This window comes from Streptomyces nojiriensis (genome assembly GCF_017639205.1).
Classification (GTDB): domain Bacteria; phylum Actinomycetota; class Actinomycetes; order Streptomycetales; family Streptomycetaceae; genus Streptomyces; species Streptomyces nojiriensis.
Genome location: NZ_CP071139.1, coordinates 6,360,803 through 6,378,061, shown reverse-complemented (window position 1 = coordinate 6,378,061; position 17,259 = coordinate 6,360,803). Strand labels below are relative to the sequence as shown.

At 72.4% G+C, this 17,259-nt stretch carries 11 protein-coding genes; 3 read left to right on the top strand and 8 right to left on the bottom strand.

All coding sequences use genetic code 11. The features are described from left to right. Nucleotides 1-185 precede the first annotated feature (185 nt). The 4 genes from JYK04_RS29805 to nsdA form a co-directional block, all read right to left on the bottom strand. The gene (locus tag JYK04_RS29805) at nt 186-2,612 is read right to left on the bottom strand and encodes a [protein-PII] uridylyltransferase (RefSeq protein ID WP_189745532.1); all 2,427 of its coding nucleotides are present in this window, start codon (nt 2,610-2,612) and stop codon (nt 186-188) included. A 17-nt stretch (nt 2,613-2,629) separates the two neighbouring features. Beyond that, the gene (locus JYK04_RS29800) at nt 2,630-2,968 is read right to left on the bottom strand and encodes a P-II family nitrogen regulator (RefSeq protein ID WP_030009357.1); all 339 of its coding nucleotides are present in this window, start codon (nt 2,966-2,968) and stop codon (nt 2,630-2,632) included. After that, nucleotides 2,965-4,308, bottom strand: coding sequence for an ammonium transporter (locus JYK04_RS29795; protein WP_189745531.1), 1,344 nt, complete (start codon nt 4,306-4,308; stop codon nt 2,965-2,967). The genes JYK04_RS29800 and JYK04_RS29795 overlap by 4 nt, the downstream gene beginning before the upstream one ends. A gap of 311 nt (nt 4,309-4,619) precedes the next feature. Continuing rightward, the gene (nsdA, locus tag JYK04_RS29790) at nt 4,620-6,110 is read right to left on the bottom strand and encodes a transcriptional repressor NsdA (protein WP_189745529.1); all 1,491 of its coding nucleotides are present in this window, start codon (nt 6,108-6,110) and stop codon (nt 4,620-4,622) included. Between the two features lie 420 nt (nt 6,111-6,530). Here nsdA and JYK04_RS29785 point away from each other — a divergent pair, with 420 nt between their 5' ends. Beyond that, nucleotides 6,531-7,199, top strand: coding sequence for a bifunctional DNA primase/polymerase (locus JYK04_RS29785; RefSeq protein ID WP_189745527.1), 669 nt, complete (start codon nt 6,531-6,533; stop codon nt 7,197-7,199). 93 nt (nt 7,200-7,292) lie between these two features. Here the strand turns inward: JYK04_RS29785 and ftsY are convergent, their stop codons facing one another. Beyond that, entirely contained in the window at nt 7,293-8,510 is a 1,218-nt protein-coding gene (gene ftsY, locus JYK04_RS29780; RefSeq protein ID WP_189745525.1) for a signal recognition particle-docking protein FtsY, read from the bottom strand. 144 nt (nt 8,511-8,654) lie between these two features. Here ftsY and JYK04_RS29775 point away from each other — a divergent pair, with 144 nt between their 5' ends. Together JYK04_RS29775 and JYK04_RS29770 are read left to right on the top strand one after the other, a co-directional pair. Then, complete coding sequence (locus JYK04_RS29775) at nt 8,655-10,109, top strand: cytosine permease (protein ID WP_189745522.1); 1,455 nt, start codon at nt 8,655-8,657, stop codon at nt 10,107-10,109. Between the two features lie 63 nt (nt 10,110-10,172). Beyond that, complete coding sequence (locus JYK04_RS29770) at nt 10,173-11,159, top strand: LLM class flavin-dependent oxidoreductase (RefSeq protein ID WP_189745521.1); 987 nt, start codon at nt 10,173-10,175, stop codon at nt 11,157-11,159. Between the two features lie 41 nt (nt 11,160-11,200). Here JYK04_RS29770 and JYK04_RS29765 read toward each other — a convergent pair whose 3' ends face one another. From JYK04_RS29765 to JYK04_RS29755, 3 genes are all read right to left on the bottom strand, one after another. Then, on the bottom strand, nt 11,201-12,634 hold the full coding sequence (locus tag JYK04_RS29765) for a sugar porter family MFS transporter (RefSeq protein ID WP_189745519.1): 1,434 nt from the start codon (nt 12,632-12,634) through the stop codon (nt 11,201-11,203). A gap of 183 nt (nt 12,635-12,817) precedes the next feature. Then, entirely contained in the window at nt 12,818-16,537 is a 3,720-nt protein-coding gene (locus JYK04_RS29760; protein ID WP_189745517.1) for an AAA family ATPase, read from the bottom strand. 216 nt (nt 16,538-16,753) lie between these two features. Then, nucleotides 16,754-16,972, bottom strand: coding sequence for a hypothetical protein (locus tag JYK04_RS29755; protein ID WP_030012524.1), 219 nt, complete (start codon nt 16,970-16,972; stop codon nt 16,754-16,756). Nucleotides 16,973-17,259 lie beyond the last annotated feature (287 nt).

Genomic DNA, 17,259 nt, shown 5'->3' with positions numbered 1-17,259 from the left:
TCCGGCCCTGCGGTCGGCTTTCTCCCGGGGCTCCGCCCCAGTCCCCGCGCCTCAAACGCCGGCGGGGCTGGAATTTGCTGCGCAAATCCAGCCTGCCCGGCGTTTGAGGGCCGGGGTCCGGGGCGGAGCCCCGGGGAACGGTGGAAGGGCGGGTGGGAGACCGCTCCGCGCAGCGGCCCCCCGCGCTACGACAGGGCCGACGCCACCTGCCCGGCGAGGGCTGTCGCGTTCGCCGGGTCCAGGGGCTTGCCCTCGGGGGTGGTGACGTACAGCGTGTCCACCGCGTTCGCGCCCAGGGTGGAGACGTGCGCGCTGCGGACGCGGACGCCGCAGGACTCCAGTGCCCGGCCGATCCGGTGCAGCAGGCCCACCGCGTCCGGCGCCCGTACCTCCAGGACCGTCGCCAGGGAGGACACGTCCGGGACCACCGTGACCCGGGGCGGCGGCGGGACCACCCCGCGCCGGCGCGGATAGGCCGCCTCGCGGTCGGCGAGCTTCGCCGGGACGTCCAGCGAGCCGTCCAGGGCGCGGACCAGGTCGGTACGGAGCCGGGCGGCCTGCGGCAGGGCGCCGTACTCCGCCGCGACCCGCCAGCGCAGCACCAGGACCTCGCCCAGCCGGTCCGGGAGCTCCATGGAGCGCAGGTCGGCCGCCCGTACGGTGAGCCGGTGCAGGGCCAGGACCCCGGCCACGGCCGGGAGGACCCCCGGCTGGTCGGGGACGGCGACGACGAGGTCCACGCCGACCGCGTCGTCCTCCTGGCGGGCCTGGAGCGCGAGGACCGGCTCCCCGGTGCGCAGGGCCTCGACCGCCAGGCGTTCCTGTTCGGTGGTCGGGATCTCCGGTTCCCCGGCCGCCGGGGCCGTGCCGCGCAGTACGGCGGCGACCCGCGCGACCAGGTCCGCCACGAGCGATCCCCGCCACGCGCTCCACGCCGCCGGCCCCGTGGCCAGGGCGTCCGCCTCGGTCAGGGCGTGCAGTATCTCCAGCGTGCCCACCGAGCCCACGGCTTCGGCGACCGCGCGGACCGTGGCCGGGTCGTCCAGGTCACGCCGGGTGGCGGTGTCGATCAGCAGCAGGTGGTGCCGTACGAGCGACCCGAGCACGGCGACGTCGTGCGGGTCGAAGCCGACGCGGGCGGCGACGTCGCGGGCGATGGTCTCGCCGGCCACCGAGTGGTCTCCCGGCCAGCCCTTGCCGATGTCGTGCAGGAGCGCGGCCATCAGCAGCAGGTCGGGGCGGCCGACCCGGCGGGTGAGGGCGGAGGCCCGCACCGCCGTCTCGATCAGGTGCCGGTCCACCGTCCAGGTGTGGACGGGATTGCGCTGGGGGCGGCAGCGCACCCGCTCCCAGTCCGGGAGCAGCCGGGTGATCAGGCCCTCGGCCTCCAGGGCCTCCCACACGGCCACCGTCGGCTCCCCCGCTCCCAGCAGGGTCAGCAGCTGCTCGCGGGCCTCGGCCGGCCAGGGCACCGGGAGCGGCTTCCCCTGCGCCGCGAGCCTGCGTACGGCGTGCAGGGAGACGGGCAGGCCCGCCTGCGCGGCGGCCGCGGCGAACCGCAGGGCGAGTACGGGATCGCGGTCGGGGCGCGCGGCCAGGGCCAGGACGGCCTCGCCGTCGGACTCCACCACGCCTTCGGCCAGGGGTGCCCGCGCGGCCGCCCGGTCCCCGCGGGCGCCGAGCAGTCCGCGCAGCCTGGGCCGGGCCGCGCGCGCCCGCAGGACGCGCCCGACCTCCCGCCAGGTCACGTCTGCGGCGTAGGCGACGACGCGCGCGGCCTCGTACACCTCGCGCAGCAGTGCGTCCGCGTCGAGGAGTCCGAGCTGGGCCGCGACCTGGTCCTGTTCCTGGAGGGAGAGCCGGTCGGTGGCCCGGCCGGTGACCAGGTGCAGGGCGTCCCGGGCGTCCAGGAGCCGCCGCCGGGCCTCGGCGAGGCCCTCGCGCGGGGCGTCGGCCAGCCAGGACGCGGCGACCGCCCGCAGCGCGGTGGCGTCGCGCAGGCCCCCGCGGGCCTCCTTGAGGTCGGGTTCGAGCAGGAAGCGCAGTTCCCCGGCCCGCTCGGCCCGCTCGCGGCACAGGGAGTGCAGTTCCGGGAGCCTCTTGCCGGCCTGGTTGCGCCAGTCGGCCAGTACGGAGGTCCGCAGGCCGGCGAGGAGTCCGGCGTCACCGGCGACGGTGCGGGCGTCCAGCAGGCCGAGGTGCACCTTGAGGTCCTCGGCGGCGGTGCGGCGGGCCTCGCCGGGGGTCCGTACCGAGTGGTCGAGGGCGAGGCCGAGGTCCCACACCGGGTACCAGAGGCGGTCGGCCAGCGCGCCCAGCGCCCGCGGCTCGGACTTGCCGTCGTGCAGCAGCAGCAGGTCGAGGTCGCTGCGCGGGGAGAGTTCGGCGCGCCCGTAGCCGCCGACGGCCACCAGCGTGGCGCCGCGGACGCCCGTCTCCCGTACGGCGGTCGTGAACAGGGCGTTCAGCCAGTCGTCGGTCAGCCCGGCCAGGGCGGAACGGCGCGAAGGCCCGGACTGCGACTCCTCCTGGAGGAGTCGCAGCCGGGCCGCGGCGTATCCGCTGGGTCCCGAGTCGGCCGTGTGGTCCGTGTTCTCTTCGACGCTCGTCACCCGGGAGCTCCCGTCACCTAGAGCGCGTCAGCGCCGCGCTCGCCGGTGCGGACCCGTACGACCGAGTCCACGGGGACGCTCCACACCTTGCCGTCACCGATCTTTCCGGTGGCCGCCGCGCTCACGATCACCCGGATCAGTTCCTCGGCGTCGGAGTCGTCGACCAGTACCTCGATGCGGATCTTGGGGACGAGGTCGACCTGGTACTCGGCACCGCGGTAGACCTCGGTGTGGCCGCGCTGGCGGCCGTAGCCGCTGGCCTCGGTCACGGTCAGTCCCTGCACTCCGAAGGCCTGGAGGGCTTCCTTGATCTCGTCCAGCTTGTGCGGCTTGACGATCGCGGTGATCAGCTTCATGCGTCAACCTTCTTGCTCGCGGCGGAGGGGGCGGGTGCGGCGGTGGTCCGCGAGGCGGCTCCGCCGCCGGCTCCGCTGAAGTCGTAGGCCGTCTCGGCGTGCTCGACCTGGTCGATGCCGGCGACCTCGTCGTCCTCGGACACCCGCATCCCGATCGTCTTGTCGAGGAGGAGGGCGAGGAGCGCCGATGCCACCAGAGAGTAGGCGAGGACGGCGAAGACTCCGATGGCCTGCTTGCCGAGCTGTTCCAGACCGCCGCCGTAGAAGAGGCCGGCCACGTCGGACTGGACCCCGCCGGTGGCGAAGAGGCCCACCAGCAGGGAGCCGACCACACCGCCGACGAGGTGGACGCCGATCACGTCGAGGGAGTCGTCGTAGCCGAACTTGTACTTCAGGCCGACGGCCATGGCGCAGAGCAGACCGGCGATGACGCCGATGGCGATCGCGCCGAGCGGGCTGACCGCACCGCCGGAGGGGGTGATGGCGACGAGGCCGGCGACCGCGCCGGAGGCGGCGCCCAGGGTGGTGAAGGAGCCGTGGCGCAGCTTCTCGTAGCCGAGCCAGGCGAGCATGGCGGCGGCGGTGGCGACCTGGGTGTTGACGAACATGACCGCGCCGACGCCGTCGTCGTTGCCGAGCCAGGAGCCCGCGTTGAAGCCGAACCAGCCGAACCACAGGAGGCCGGCGCCGAGCATCACGAGGGGGAGGCTGTGCGGGCGCATCGGGTCCTTCTTGAAGCCGACGCGCTTGCCGATGACCAGGATCACGCCGAGGGCGGCGGCGCCGGCGTTGATGTGGACGGCGGTACCGCCCGCGAAGTCGATGACGCCGAGCTCGAAGAGCCAGCCGCCGGCGCCCCAGACCCAGTGGGCGACGGGGAAGTAGACGACGGTGACCCACAGGCCGGTGAACAGGACCCAGGCGCCGAACTTCACGCGGTCGGCCAGCGCACCGCTGATCAGGGCGGGGGTGATCACGGCGAACATCAGCTGGAAGACGGCGAAGACGTAGACCGGGATGGTGTAGCCGTCCCACAGCTCGGTGATCCCGATGCCGCTGAGGCCGACGTAGTCGGAGTTCCAGCCGATGAGGGAGCCGGAGTCGGTGCCGAAGGCGAGGCTGAAGCCGTAGAGGACCCACAGGATCGTGACGATCCCGAGGCTGATGAAGCTCATCATCAGCATGTTGAGGCTGCTCTTGACGCGGACCATGCCTCCGTAGAAGAAGGCGAGTCCCGGGGTCATCAGCATGACCAGGGCGGAGCAGATGAGCATGAACCCGGTGTTCGCGGCAGACAGCGTCGGGGCGTCTGCCGCGAGGGTCGTGATGGCTGATGCCATCGGCGTCTCCTCGTCGTCGGTACGTTCGCGTGCGGGCGATCGTGAAAACCTGAGCGGCGTAAAAGGGGTGTCGGGCCGGGCTGGGGAGGCTGGCCGGTTAATGACCCCGAGATTCGCGCAGGCCGGTTTCCGGCGGCGCCGCTCGGTGTTTCGCGCCCGTGACGAAGAGGGCGGGCGTGTTACGCGTCAATGAACAGGTGGATCACAAAAGCCGGCCGCGGCAGTACCCGGATGTCCTGGCTGGGGGAGCCTGATCGGGCTTCACGGGGTGACTGCCGCGGCCGGGGCCTCGGGGGCGGCCGCGTGGGCCGTCAGACGGCCTCCGCGGCTTCGGGGAGCCGGGAGGCGAGGTGGTCGGTGAGCCGGAGCACCTCGGCGACGTCGCCGTACTCACGGGCGGCGGTGTCCACGGTCTTGCGCAGGCGGGTGTTCACCCGTTCGGACCGCACCTTTCCCGCCACGTCGAGGGCCCGGTCGACGAGGGCCGCGGCCTGCTCGGGCTCGCGCTGGAGCAGGTGGACGGTGGCCATGCCGATGAGGTTGAGGGCGTAGGAGCGCTGGTGCTCCTCGTCCTTCTCGAAGAGCTCGACGGCCCGTTCCATGACGGGCTCGGCGAGGGAGGCGTACATGGGACTGCGCCCGGCCACGTAGGCCAGGTCCCGGTACGAGTGGGAGTTCTCGCCGTTCAGCTCGGCCTCGGAGAAGAAGCGGATCCAGTCGGGTTCGGGCTCGCCCGCGAAGCCGACGTCGGAGAAGGTGTCCTCGGCCATCCGCACGGCCCGCTTGCAGCGGCTGGGCTGGCCCATGTTGGCGTACGCGCGGGCCTCCATCGCATACAGCATGGCCTGGGTGCGCGGGCCGGCGCAGTCGCGGCTGCCGTACTGCGCGAGGTGGATGAGTTCCAGGGCGTCCTCGGGGCGGCCCAGGTGGATCATCTGGCGGCTCATGCTGGAGAGGATGTACGAGCCGAGCGGCTTGTCCCCGCCCTCCTTGGCGGCGTGCAGCGCGAGCACGAAGTACTTCTGCGCGGTGGGGTGCAGGCCGATGTCGTAGCTCATCCAACCGGCCAGTTCGGCCAGTTCGGCGGCGACCTTGAAGAGCCGCTTCATGACCGGCGCCGGATGGTTCTCCTGGAGCAGGTCGGTGACCTCGTGGAGCTGGCCCACGACGGCCTTGCGGCGCAGTCCGCCGCCGCACTGGGCGTCCCACTGGCGGAACATGACGGTGGTGGCGTCGAGGAGGTCGAGTTCCGGTTCGGAGAGCCGGGGCGGGCGGTGGCCGCCGAGGGCCCCCGTCGGCCCCGCCCCGCGCGGTCCCGGGTCGGCGGCCGGTACCGGGACGAGCCAGCGCTGCATGGGCTCGATGAGGGCGGGGCCGGCGGAGAGGGCGAGCGAGGTCCCGAGGAAGCCGCGGCGCGCCAGCATCAGGTCGCTGCGGGAGAACTCGCCGAGCAGTTCGACGGTCTGCGGGCCGGCCCAGGGCAGGTCGACCCCGGAGATGGAGGGGGTCTGGTGGGCGGTGCGCAGGCCGAGCTGCTCGATGGCGACGACGGATCCGAAGCGCTCGGAGAACAGCTCGGACAGGATGCGCGGGACGGGTTCGCGGGGCTGTTCACCGTCGAGCCAGCGGCGCACCCGGGAGGTGTCCGTGCTGATGTGGTGGGCACCCATCTGGCGCGCCCGGCGGTTGACCTGCCGGGCGAGTTCGCCCTTGGACCAGCCGCTGCGGACGAACCACGAGGTCAGCTGTTCGTTGCGCGCAGCAGCATCCTCGATCGTTCCGCTTGCGCCGTTGCCGCTCACTGGAACGCCCCCATCCGCTCAGCATCTTCCACACGAAACCTTGGCCGGGGCGCCGGGCGCCACCACGGACCTTCACAGGTCCTTCACGTATTGCCTCCGGCATACCCACGGATGGGTCGCCTTCGGTTTCGTGTACCGAAAGTAATCCTACGATCACCCCTGGGGCGAGGTCGATTCCAGAAACGCCACCATTCGCCACCCCTTCGAATGAACTAGCCACCGGCCAGGCGCGATTCACTTGACACCGAGGTGAAAGCGGATCGGTTGGACTGGAGTGCGCTCGGGGCGCGCGCGGCGAGGAGTGCGCCGGGCGGCATCGGAGGACACCCCGCGGCGGGGCTGCCGGCAGAGGTCCCGCCGAGGTCGTCGCACCGGCTTCGTAACCACCGGCACGTCCGACCCGTTGGAGGGGGCATGGGCATGGGCTTCACGATCGGCGGCAGCCGCAGCACCAAGGAGTTCCGCTCCGGCACCCGGCGCCGCGGCCGGACCTCGGAGTGCACGGCGGTGGCGGAGTACACCGGGCTGTGGGGCTGGGACGTGGTGCCCGGCGCCCGCGCCGCGGCGCCCGCCCGCGACTGCTCCTGCGGGGACACGACGTGCCCCGAACCCGGGGCGCATCCCCTGGCCTTCGCCCCCACGGTCCCGGCCGGTGCCACCCTGGACGAGGTCACCGAGGCCTGGAGCGAGCACCCGGGGGCCGCCGTACTGCTGCCCGTGGGCCGCGCGTTCGACGTCATCGAGGTCTCCGAGGAGGCCGGGCGGCGCGCCCTGGTGCGGCTGGAGCGGATGGGCCTGCCGCTCGGCCCGGTCATCGCCACCGCCGACGGCCGGGCGCAGTTCTTCGTGGCCCCGGGGGCGGCGGCCGAACTGCCGCAGCTGCTGTACCGGATGGGCTGGGACGACGCCGACCTCGACCTGCGCGCCCTGGGCCACGGCGCCTTCGTGACGGCGCCGCCCTCCGACCGCGCCGGGCTCGGTCAGGTCGGCTGGCTGCGGCCGCCCGCGCTGGACTCCGCCGGCGGCCCGCCCCAGGCCAGGCTGCTGCTGGGGACCCTCGCGTACATCTGCCACCGCCTCCGCCGCTAGGAGCCGTCCTGGCCGCCCCTTCCGGCCGCGCACATGACGGTGCCCCCGCGTTCCGGCGGAACGCGGGGGCACAGGTGTCCGTGCGGGACGGGGTCAGTCGCCGATCAGGGCGTCCACGAACGCCTCCGGCTCGAAGGGCGCAAGGTCGTCCGGCCCCTCGCCGAGGCCGATGAGCTTGACCGGCACGCCCAGTTCGCGCTGGACGGCGACGACGATGCCGCCCTTGGCGGTGCCGTCGAGCTTGGTCAGCACGATGCCGGTGATGTCCACGACCTCGGCGAAGACACGGGCCTGGGTCAGGCCGTTCTGCCCGGTGGTGGCGTCCAGGACCAGCAGGATCTCGTCCAGCGGACCGTGCTTCTCCACGACGCGCTTGACCTTGCCGAGCTCGTCCATCAGGCCGGTCTTGGTGTGCAGGCGGCCTGCCGTGTCGATGAGCACCACGTCGGCGCCCTCGGCGATGCCCTCCTTGACCGCGTCGTAGGCGATCGAGGCCGGGTCGCCACCCTCCGGGCCGCGTACGGTACGGGCGCCGACGCGCTCGCCCCAGGTCTGGAGCTGGTCGGCGGCGGCGGCGCGGAAGGTGTCGGCCGCGCCGAGCACCACGCTGCGGCCGTCGGCGACGAGCACCCGGGCCAGCTTGCCGGTGGTGGTGGTCTTACCGGTGCCGTTGACACCGACGACCATGATCACGCCGGGGGTGTCCTCGCCGCTCTCCGTCTTCACGACGCGGTCGAAGTCGGTGCCGACCAGGGTCAGCAGCTCCTCCTTGAGCAGGGCGCGCAGGTCCGCCGGGGTCCGGGTGCCGAGCACCTTGACCCGCTCGCGGAGCCGGTCCACGAGCTCCTGGGTCGGTACGACACCGACGTCGGCGACGAGGAGGGTCTCCTCGATCTCCTCCCAGGTGTCCTCGTCGAGGTGCTCCCGGGAGAGCAGCGTGAGCAGTCCCTTGCCGAGGGAGTTCTGCGACCGCGCCAGGCGGGCGCGCAGCCGGACCAGGCGCCCGGCGGTGGGCTCGGGAACCTCGATCTCGGGCGCGGCCGGGGCCGCGGGCACGGGTTCGGCGACCGGCGCCTCGACGGGAGCCTCGGCCTCCGGGAGTCCGACCTCCTCGATCGTGCGGCGCGGCTCTTCCGCCGTCTCTACGGCGTCCTCCCCCACCTGCGGCTCGGCAGGCGGGGCAGTGATGGTCGGCGTGCTCGGCGGTGCCGGCGGCGGCAGCTGCTTCTTCTTGCGGCTGCTGACCACGAGCCCGCTGATCACACCGACCGCGACCAGGGCGATGACTACAGCAAGGATGAGGATGTCCATAACCCCACCAGTATCGGCCACGGCCGTCCCGGAGCCGGGAACCTGGGCGTGCGGACCAGGACGTAAGCCGCTGTTTGTGGTTTTAGCAGCAAACCCCTGATGATGGACGACTTGCCCTCATAACCTCCCCAACGGAGCAATCGCATGCCTGCCGAGCCCGCCGACGGCGCAGCCGAAACCGCGATCGAGACCCGCGGTCTGGAACCCGTCCCGGACAGCGAGCGCAGCGGCCGGGTCCGCGAGCTCGTACCCACCTGGGTCGCCGCCAACATCAGCGTGCTGCTGCTGACCATGGGTGCGGGGCTGGTGATCTTCAACAAGCTCAACATCTGGCAGGTGCTCGTCGTCGCGGTCGCCGCGCCGGTCGTCTCGTACGGGATCGTCGGCCTGATATCCATCGCGGGCAAGCGCGGCGGCGCCCCCGGCATGGCCCTCTCGCGGGCGGTGTTCGGGCAGCGCGGCAACCTCTTCCCGGGCGCCTTGATCTGGGTGGCCCGCTGGGGCTGGGAGACCATCAACGCGGTCAGCGGCGCCTACGCCGTACTGACCGTGCTCGACCTGCTGTTCGGGGTCCGCAGCAGCACCCCGCTCATCGTCGTCACCCTGCTGTTCTTCGTGGGGTGCACCTTCGTGGTCTCGGGTCTCGGCATCAACGCGCTGCGCGTCTGCTCCACGTGGTCGACGTACCTCTTCGGCGCGTTCAGCGTGCTCGTCCTCGGGTACCTGGTCTTCACCACCGACTGGTCCGCCGTCTTCGGCAAGCCGGCCGGCTCCAGCGCGATGATGATCGCGGGCATCGGCACGATCGCGGCCGGCGGCATCAGCTGGGTGCCCTCGGGCCCCGACTTCACCCGCTACCTGCCGCGCACCGCCTCCTCCAAGGGCATGGTCGGCGCGACGATCGGCGGCGCCGGCGTGGTCGTGCTCCCGATGGTCCTGATGGGTGCGGTCATGGCCGTCGGCACCCCGGACCTGGCCACGGCCCAGGACCCGGTGTCCTTCATCGGCGAGCTGCTCCCGACCTGGATCGCGGTCCCGTACCTGCTCATCGCGCTCGTCGGCATGCTGCTGATCAACTCGATGTCCATGTACTCGGCCGGGTTCACCGCGCAGACCCTGGGCATCAAGGTCCCGCGCGCCGCGGCCGTCAGCGTCAACGCGGTCATCAGCCTGGTCTTCGGGTTCCTGCTGATGGTGGTCGCCACCAGCTTCTTCGGCTCGTTCATCTCCTTCCTGACCCTGCTGGCCGTGGCGTTCTCCGCCTGGATCGGCGTCTTCGGCGTGGACATGCTGCGCCGCACGGCCTACGACGGCCCCGCGCTGCTGGACACCACGCGGACCAGCGCCTACTGGTACCGGGGAGGCTTCGCCTGGCAGGCGATGACCGCGTGGGCCCTCGCCCTCGTGGTGGGCCTGCTGTTCACCAAGGTGGACTGGTTCGCCGGACCGCTCGCCTCCACGTGGATCGGGGAGAACGGCCTGGGCTGGGCGGCGGGCATCCTCACCTCGGCCGCGCTGTACGCCGTACTGCCGCGCACGGCGCCGGCGGAGCCGGCCGCCGAAGGGGAGCGCGAGCCCGCCGGATACCTGTCCAACTGACGCCACGTCAGCTAACGTCCCCCTTCGCCCGCCCACCCACATCCGGCGAAGGGGGACTTCTCCATGCCCATCACCGTGGCCCGGTTCAATCTCGTCGACCCCGACGGCACCCCCGAGTCCCTCTCCGCCCGCTACAAGGCGGCGCTGGAGATGGCCCGGTACGCGGACGACCGCGGGATCGACACCGTCCAGACGGAGGAGCACCACGGCACCGACAACAACTGGCTGCCCTCCCCCTTCGCCTTCGCGGGCGCCGTCTTCGGCGCGACCCGCCGGATCGCGGTCACCGTCTCGGCGATCATCGGCCCGCTGTACGACCCGCTGAAGGTCGCCGAGGACATCGCCGTCCTCGACCTGCTGAGCGGCGGCCGCCTGGTGACGGTCGCGGGCATCGGCTACCGGCCCGAGGAGTACGAGCAGCACGGCGTGGAGTGGGGCCGGCGCGGCAGGCTCCAGGACGAGCTGCTGGAGACCCTGCTGAAGGCCTGGACCGGCGAGCCCTTCGAATTCCGCGGCCGCACGGTACGGGTCACCCCGACGCCGTTCACCCGGCCGCACCCCCTGCTGCTGGTCGGCGGCAGCTCCGAGGCCGCGGCCCGCCGTGCCGCCCGGCTGGGGCTGCCGTTCTTCCCCAGCGCGCACCTGCCGGAGCTGGCGGCGTACTACACCGCGCGGCTGGCGGAGTACGGCACGGAGGGCTTCTGCATGATGCCGGCGGCCGAGACCCCGCTGCTGCACATCGCCGAGGAGCCGGACCGGGTCTGGGCCGAGCACGGCGAGCGCTTCCTGCACGAGGCGGGCATGTACGCGTCCTGGCAGTCCAAGGACATCCGCAGCGCCGTACGGTCGGCCGCGCGCTCGGTGGCGGAGCTGCGCGCGGAGGGCGTCTACCGGATCCTCACCCCGGACGAGGCGGTCGCGTACGGCCGGGCCGCGGGCGAGGCGGGGAACCTGGTCCTGCACCCGCTGTGCGGCGGGATGCCGCTGGACGAGGGCTGGCGGAGCCTGCACCTGCTCTGCGAACAGGTACTGCCCCGGCTCAAGGACTGAGCCGGGGCAGTATCGAGGAGAAGGGGCGTTGGCGGGGGTGGTTACCCCATCTCCTCCAGCGCCTTGCCCTTGGTCTCCGGCACCCACTTGAGGATGAACGGGATCGAGAGCAGGGCGAAGCCGGTGTAGATCATGTACGCGCCGGACAGGTTCCAGTCCGAGAGCGTCGGGAAGCTGACGGTGATGACCCAGTTGGCGATCCACTGGGCGGCGGCGGCCACGCCGAGGGCGGCGGCCCGGATGCGGCCCGGGAACATCTCGCCGAGCAGCACCCAGACGACCACGCCCCAGGAGAGGGCGAAGAAGAGGACGAAGCAGTTGGCGGCGACCAGGGCCACGATGCCCTGGGCGTGCGGCAGGGAGATGTCGTCGCCGACCCCGGACTTGTACGAGAAGGCCCAGGCGGCCAGGCCCAGCGAGATCGACATGCCGACGGAGCCGATGAGGGCGAGCGGCTTGCGGCCGATCCGGTCGACGAAGATCATCGCGATCACCGTGCCGATGATGTTCACGACCGAGGTCTCGAAGGAGTACAGGAACGAGGCGCTCGGGTCGATGCCGACCGACTGCCACAGCGAGGAGCTGTAGTAGAAGATCACGTTGATGCCGACCAGCTGCTGGAAGAGCGAGAGGCCGATACCGACCCAGACGACGGGCAGGAAGCCGAAGCGGCCGCCGAGCAGGTCCTTGAAGGTGGACTTGTGCTCGGATCGCATCGCGTGCTCGATCTCGGCGACGCGTCCGTCCAGGTCGATCTTCGAACCCTCGACCTCGGTCAGCACCTTCCTGGCCTCGTCGTTGCGGCCGACGGAGATCAGGAAGCGGGGGGACTCCGGGATGACGAAGGACATCAGCCCGTAGAGGGCGGCCGGGACGACCATGACGCCCAGCATCCACTGCCAGGCCTCCAGACCGGCGATGTTGCCGCGCTGGTCCCCGTCGGCGAGGTTCAGGATGGCCCAGTTGACGAGCTGGGAGACGGCGATGCCGATGACGATGGCGGCCTGCTGGAAGGAGGCGAGGCGGCCGCGGTAGGCGGCCGGGGACACCTCGGCGATGTAGGCGGGGCCGATGACGGAGGCCATGCCGATGCCGAAGCCGCCGATCACGCGCCACATGGCGAGGTCCCAGAGGGCGAACGGCAGGGCCGAACCGAGGGCGCTCGCGGTGAAGAGGAGGGCGGCGATCTGCATACAGCGGATTCGGCCGATCCGGTCGGCGATGCGGCCGGCGGTGGCGGCGCCGAACGCGCAGCCGATCAGCGCGGCGGCGATCACCTGGGCGAGCGCCGCGGACCCGACGTCGAACCGTTCCCGGATGGCGACGACGGCGCCGTTGATGACGGAACTGTCGTACCCGAAGAGGAAGCCGCCCATGGCCGCGGCCGCGGCGATGAAGATGACGTGGCCGAGGTGCTCGGGGTGCGACGAGGATCCGCCGCCCGGTGCCGAGGCCCGCGATGTGCTGCTGGTCAAGGTGTGCTCCGTGGGGGTTTTGTCCGTCCTCACAGTGGCGCACAGTTCAAGATCGGGCACCACTCGAAGGCGGGGGACAGCGGAGCGAGCCTATGCGTTCAGCTTCTGAAGTCAATACTTGGCTTGAAGTTCACGTGTCCGGAAGATTGCCGACATTGAATTCACTTCTTGAATCTAGGGGTGTCAGCGGAGCCGCTGGCTGATGACCTTGGAGACACCGTCGCCCTGCATCGAGACGCCGTAGAGCGCGTCCGCGACCTCCATCGTCCGCTTCTGGTGCGTGATGACGATCAGCTGCGAGCTCTCCTGGAGCTCCTCCATGATCCGGATCAGCCGCTGCAGATTGGTGTCGTCGAGCGCGGCCTCGACCTCGTCCATCACGTAGAACGGGCTGGGGCGCGCCTTGAAGATGGACACCAGCAGTGCCACGGCGGTCAGCGAGCGCTCGCCGCCGGAGAGCAGCGACAGCCGCTTGACCTTCTTGCCCGGCGGGCGGGCCTCCACGTCGATGCCGGTGGTCAGCATGTTGTCGGGGTCGGTGAGGATCAGGCGGCCCTCGCCGCCGGGGAACAGGCGCGAGAACACCCCCTCGAACTCCCGGGCCGTATCGCGGTAGGCCTCGGTGAAGACCTGCTCGACCCGCTGGTCGACCTCCTTCACGACTTGAAGGAGGTCGGCTCTCGTCTTACGGAGATCCTCCAGCTGCTCGCTGAGGAACTGGTGGCGCTCCTCCAGCGCGGCGAACTCCTCCAGCGCGAGCGGGTTGACCTTGCCGAGCTGCTGGTAGGCACGCTCGGCGGCCTTGAGCCGTTTCTCCTGCTGGGCCCGGACGAAGGGGCCAGGCCGGTTGCGCGGGTCCTGCGGGTCCTCCGGCAGCACCTCGCCCTCGGCGGCCGGGGACGGGGGGACCGGCTGGTCAGGGCCGTACTCGGCGACCAGCCCGGCCGCCGCCATGCCGAACTCCTCCAGCGACTTGGCCTCCAGCGCCTCGATGCGCAGCCGCTGCTCGGCCCCGAGCACCTCGCCGCGGTGGACCGAGTCGGTGAGCTTGTCCAGCTCCCCCTTCAGCTCCCGGCCGCGGTTGCGCGCCTCGCCGAGCTCCCGCTCGCGCAGGCCTTTCGCCCGTTCGGCCGCCACCCGCTCCTCGTCGGCCCTGCCGAGCGACACCTCCACGTGCGCGAGGAGCTGCCGGGACCCGTCGGCCACCGCCCGGGCCACCTCCGCCTCGTGGCGCAGCCGGGCCCGGCGCCGCTCGGCGCGGGTGCGGGCCTCGCGTTCCGCCCGGGCCGCGCGGTCGAGCGAATCCGCCCGTCCGGCCAGCCCCTTGACCCGCTCCTCGAGGGTCCGCAGCTGCAGCCGGGCCTCCATCTCGGTCTGCCGGGCGTTGGCCCCGTCGGCCGCGAGCCGGTCCCGCCGGGAGCCGTCCGGCTCCTCGTCCACCGGCATCTCCTCGGCGGTCGCGAGCCGCTCCGCGCACTCCTCGACCTCGGCCAGCGCCTGCTCCAGGGCGTCCTGGGCCCTGGCCGCGGCTGCGGCGCTGCGTTCGGCCTCGCCCGCGGCGCCCTTCGCCTGCCCGGCGAGCCGCCCGAGCTGCTGGGCGACCCCGGCCCGGGCCGCTTCCGCGGCACGCCGCCGCTCGGCGAGCTCCTCGACCAGGGCGGCCGCGTCCTGGCGCCGGGTCTGGGCGGCCGCCCGGGCCTCGGCGAGCTCCTCGCACCGCACGCCCAGCCGGGCCAGCTCGCCCGCCGCCTCGTCGACGGCCGCCTGCACCTCGATCAGGCTGGGCGCCCCGGCGGAGCCGCCGTGCGCGAGGTGGGCCCCGAGCACATCGCCGTCGAGGGTCACGGCCACCGCGTCGGGCCGCTCGGCGACCAGTGCCTCGGCCTCGTCGAGGGTGCCGACCACGACGTGGTCCCGCAGCACCCATTCCACGGCCCGCCGCACCTCCGTGTCCCCGCCGACCAGCCCGGCGGCCGGTAGGGGTGTGCCCGCCGGTCCGCCGCCCGCGAGCGGCTCCGGAGCCGGCGCCGCGGCGGACGTCCCCACGCTCGCCGGCAGGTGCGGTGCGGGTACGGGGGCGGGCAGATCTCCGTCCCGGGAGGCGGCCGGGTGGGGGACGGCTCCCCCGGCAGCCGCTCCCCCGGCCACGGCCCCGGGGCCGGCCGAGGCCTGGCCCGGGAGGGCGGGAACCGCGGGGGCGATCAGCAGGGTGGCGCGGCCCGCGTCCGCCTCACGGAGGTGGCGGATCGCCTCGGCCGCCGCCCCCGGGGAGGCCACCGCCAGCGCGTCCGCGGCCGAGCCCAGAGCGGCGGCCACGGCGGCCTCGTAGCCCGGGGTCACCGACAGCCGCTGCGCCGCCGGTCCCAGCAGCCCCGCCAGCCGCTCCCGCGCCGCGAGCAGTGCGCCCGTACCGTCCTTGCGGCGCAGCCCCAGCGCCAGCGCGTCCCGGCGCGCCGAGACGGCCGCCCGCGAGCGCTCCGCCCCGGACAGGTCCTCCCGGGCCGCGGACAGTTCCGCCTCCGCCCGCGCCAGCCTTTCCCGCGCGCTCTCGTGGTCCGTGTCGGCCGACGGATCGTCGAGCCCGCCGACCTCCTCGGCCAGCGCCTCGTACTCCTCCTGCGCGGCGGCGGCCCGGGACTGCGCCGCGTCCCGCGCCGCGACGAGCCGGTCGATCTCGGCCTGCGCCGCTCCCGCGCGGGAGCGGGCCGCGCCGAGCCGCCCGGTCAGCCGGGCCAGTCCCTCGCGCCGGTCGGCGATGGCCCGCGCGGCGTCCCGCAGCCGGCGTTCCTCCTCGGCCAGCGCCCGCTCCAGCTCCGCCCGGTGCTCGGCCGTGTCCTCCAGCGCCCGCGAGGCCGCCTCCAGAGCCGCCGTCAGTTCCGCCTCCTGCTCGCGGATCCGCGCGGCCTCCCGCTCCATGTCCTCGGGATCGCGGCCGCGCCGCTCCTCCTCGGCCGGAGCCGAGGCGCTCTTGACCCGCGCGTCCGCCAAGGAGGCGGTGCCCCGGACGCGTTCGGCGAGCTGCGACAGCTCGTACCAGGTCTGCTGCGCCCGCTGCAGCCGCGGTGCGAGCTCCCGTACCGCCTCCTCCAGCTCGGCCTCGCGCCGCACGGCGCCCGCGAGCTGGGCCTCGGCGGCCTCCTTGCGCTCTTTGAGGGCCGCCTCGTCCGCGATCTCCGCGTCGAGGGCGCGCCGCAGTACGACCAGGTCGTCGGCGAGCAGCCGCAGCCGCGCGTCGCGCAGGTCCGCCTGGATCACGGCCGCCCGCCGGGCGACCGCCGCCTGCCGTCCCAGGGGCTTGAGCTGGCGCCGCAGCTCGTCGCCCAGGTCCTGGACGCGCGCGAGATTGGCCTGCATCGCGTCCAGCTTCCGCAGCGCCTTCTCCTTGCGCTTGCGGTGCTTGAGTACGCCGGCCGCCTCCTCGATGAAGGCGCGGCGGCCCATGGGATCGGCGTGCAGTACGGAGTCCAGCTGGCCCTGTCCGACGATGACGTGCATCTCGCGGCCGATGCCGGAGTCGGAGAGCAGTTCCTGGATGTCGAGCAGGCGGCAGGTGTCACCGTTGATCTGGTACTCGCTGCTGCCGCCGCGGAACATGATGCGGGTGATGGTGACTTCGGCGTAGTCGATGGGCAGCGCGCCGTCGGAGTTGTCGATCGTCAGGGACACCTCCGCCCGTCCGAGCGGCGGACGCCCGGTGGTCCCGGCGAAGATGACGTCTTCCATCTTCCCGCCGCGCAGGGACTTGGCCCCCTGTTCGCCCATGACCCACGACAGCGCGTCCACCACATTGGACTTGCCGGAGCCGTTCGGGCCCACGACACAGGTGATTCCGGGCTCGAAGCGCAGGGTGGTGGCGGACGCGAAGGATTTGAAGCCACGCAGGGTCAGGGACTTGAGGTGCACGCCGCCGGACTCTACCTTTCGCGTTCGGTTTCACCCATGAAAGTGCTGGGCACAACTGACGCCAATAGGATCAGGCCCCCCACCTGGCCCTGTGGTCCGTGGCGCGGCGGTCGGGGGAAGAGGACGGGGGAAGCGGGGACGGAAAGAAAGAAGGGACGCCGGAGCGTCCCTTGCAGATCATGCGGGGCTGGAGTCGAGCGACGAGTGAAGCACGGGTCAGGTGAGCGCAGGCTCCGCCTGGGGTACGTCGATGTCGATGCTGCCGAGCAGCGAGTCTCCGTCGTGCTGAGCGGCGGCCGCGTTCAGCGCGTCATTTTCGGACTGAATCCGTACGAGCTCGGACTCGAGGTCCTGGACGCGCTGCTGAAGCCGTCGCATCTCGGCGAGGAGTCGCGGGTCGGAACCGCCGACGTAACCGAGAAGCGCCTTTGCCATGATGGATGGTCCTCCACACTGAGTGACCGACCGAAGCGGTGTGGGTCGTGAGGGAATCGCACCCGCGGATGTCCGACAGCGACTGACAGTCACTGCGCTTGCTACTGCCAACACTGCCAAACAGCTCAGGTGCGCGGGGCTTCCAGCGTCTCACCAAAAAGTTTGACGGTCAACACGATCACGCCCCGTATCGGCGGGCGCCCCGGTCCCCGCAAGGGGTGTGGAGATCATCCTCATCTTCGAGCGTTCCACGGATCACGCCCGTCGGCAACGCGTCGACGACGAAT

What these genes read in the sequence shown, in the direction of transcription:
- JYK04_RS29785 (WP_189745527.1), top strand. Translation starts at nt 6,531, where the DNA reads ATGGGCTTCACGATCGGCGGCAGCCGCAGCACCAAGGAGTTCCGCTCC.
- JYK04_RS29795 (WP_189745531.1), bottom strand. Translation starts at nt 4,308, where the DNA reads ATGGCATCAGCCATCACGACCCTCGCGGCAGACGCCCCGACGCTGTCT.
- ftsY (WP_189745525.1), bottom strand. Translation starts at nt 8,510, where the DNA reads ATGGACATCCTCATCCTTGCTGTAGTCATCGCCCTGGTCGCGGTCGGT.
- JYK04_RS29755 (WP_030012524.1), bottom strand. Translation starts at nt 16,972, where the DNA reads ATGGCAAAGGCGCTTCTCGGTTACGTCGGCGGTTCCGACCCGCGACTC.
- JYK04_RS29770 (WP_189745521.1), top strand. Translation starts at nt 10,173, where the DNA reads ATGCCCATCACCGTGGCCCGGTTCAATCTCGTCGACCCCGACGGCACC.
- JYK04_RS29775 (WP_189745522.1), top strand. Translation starts at nt 8,655, where the DNA reads ATGCCTGCCGAGCCCGCCGACGGCGCAGCCGAAACCGCGATCGAGACC.
- JYK04_RS29800 (WP_030009357.1), bottom strand. Translation starts at nt 2,968, where the DNA reads ATGAAGCTGATCACCGCGATCGTCAAGCCGCACAAGCTGGACGAGATC.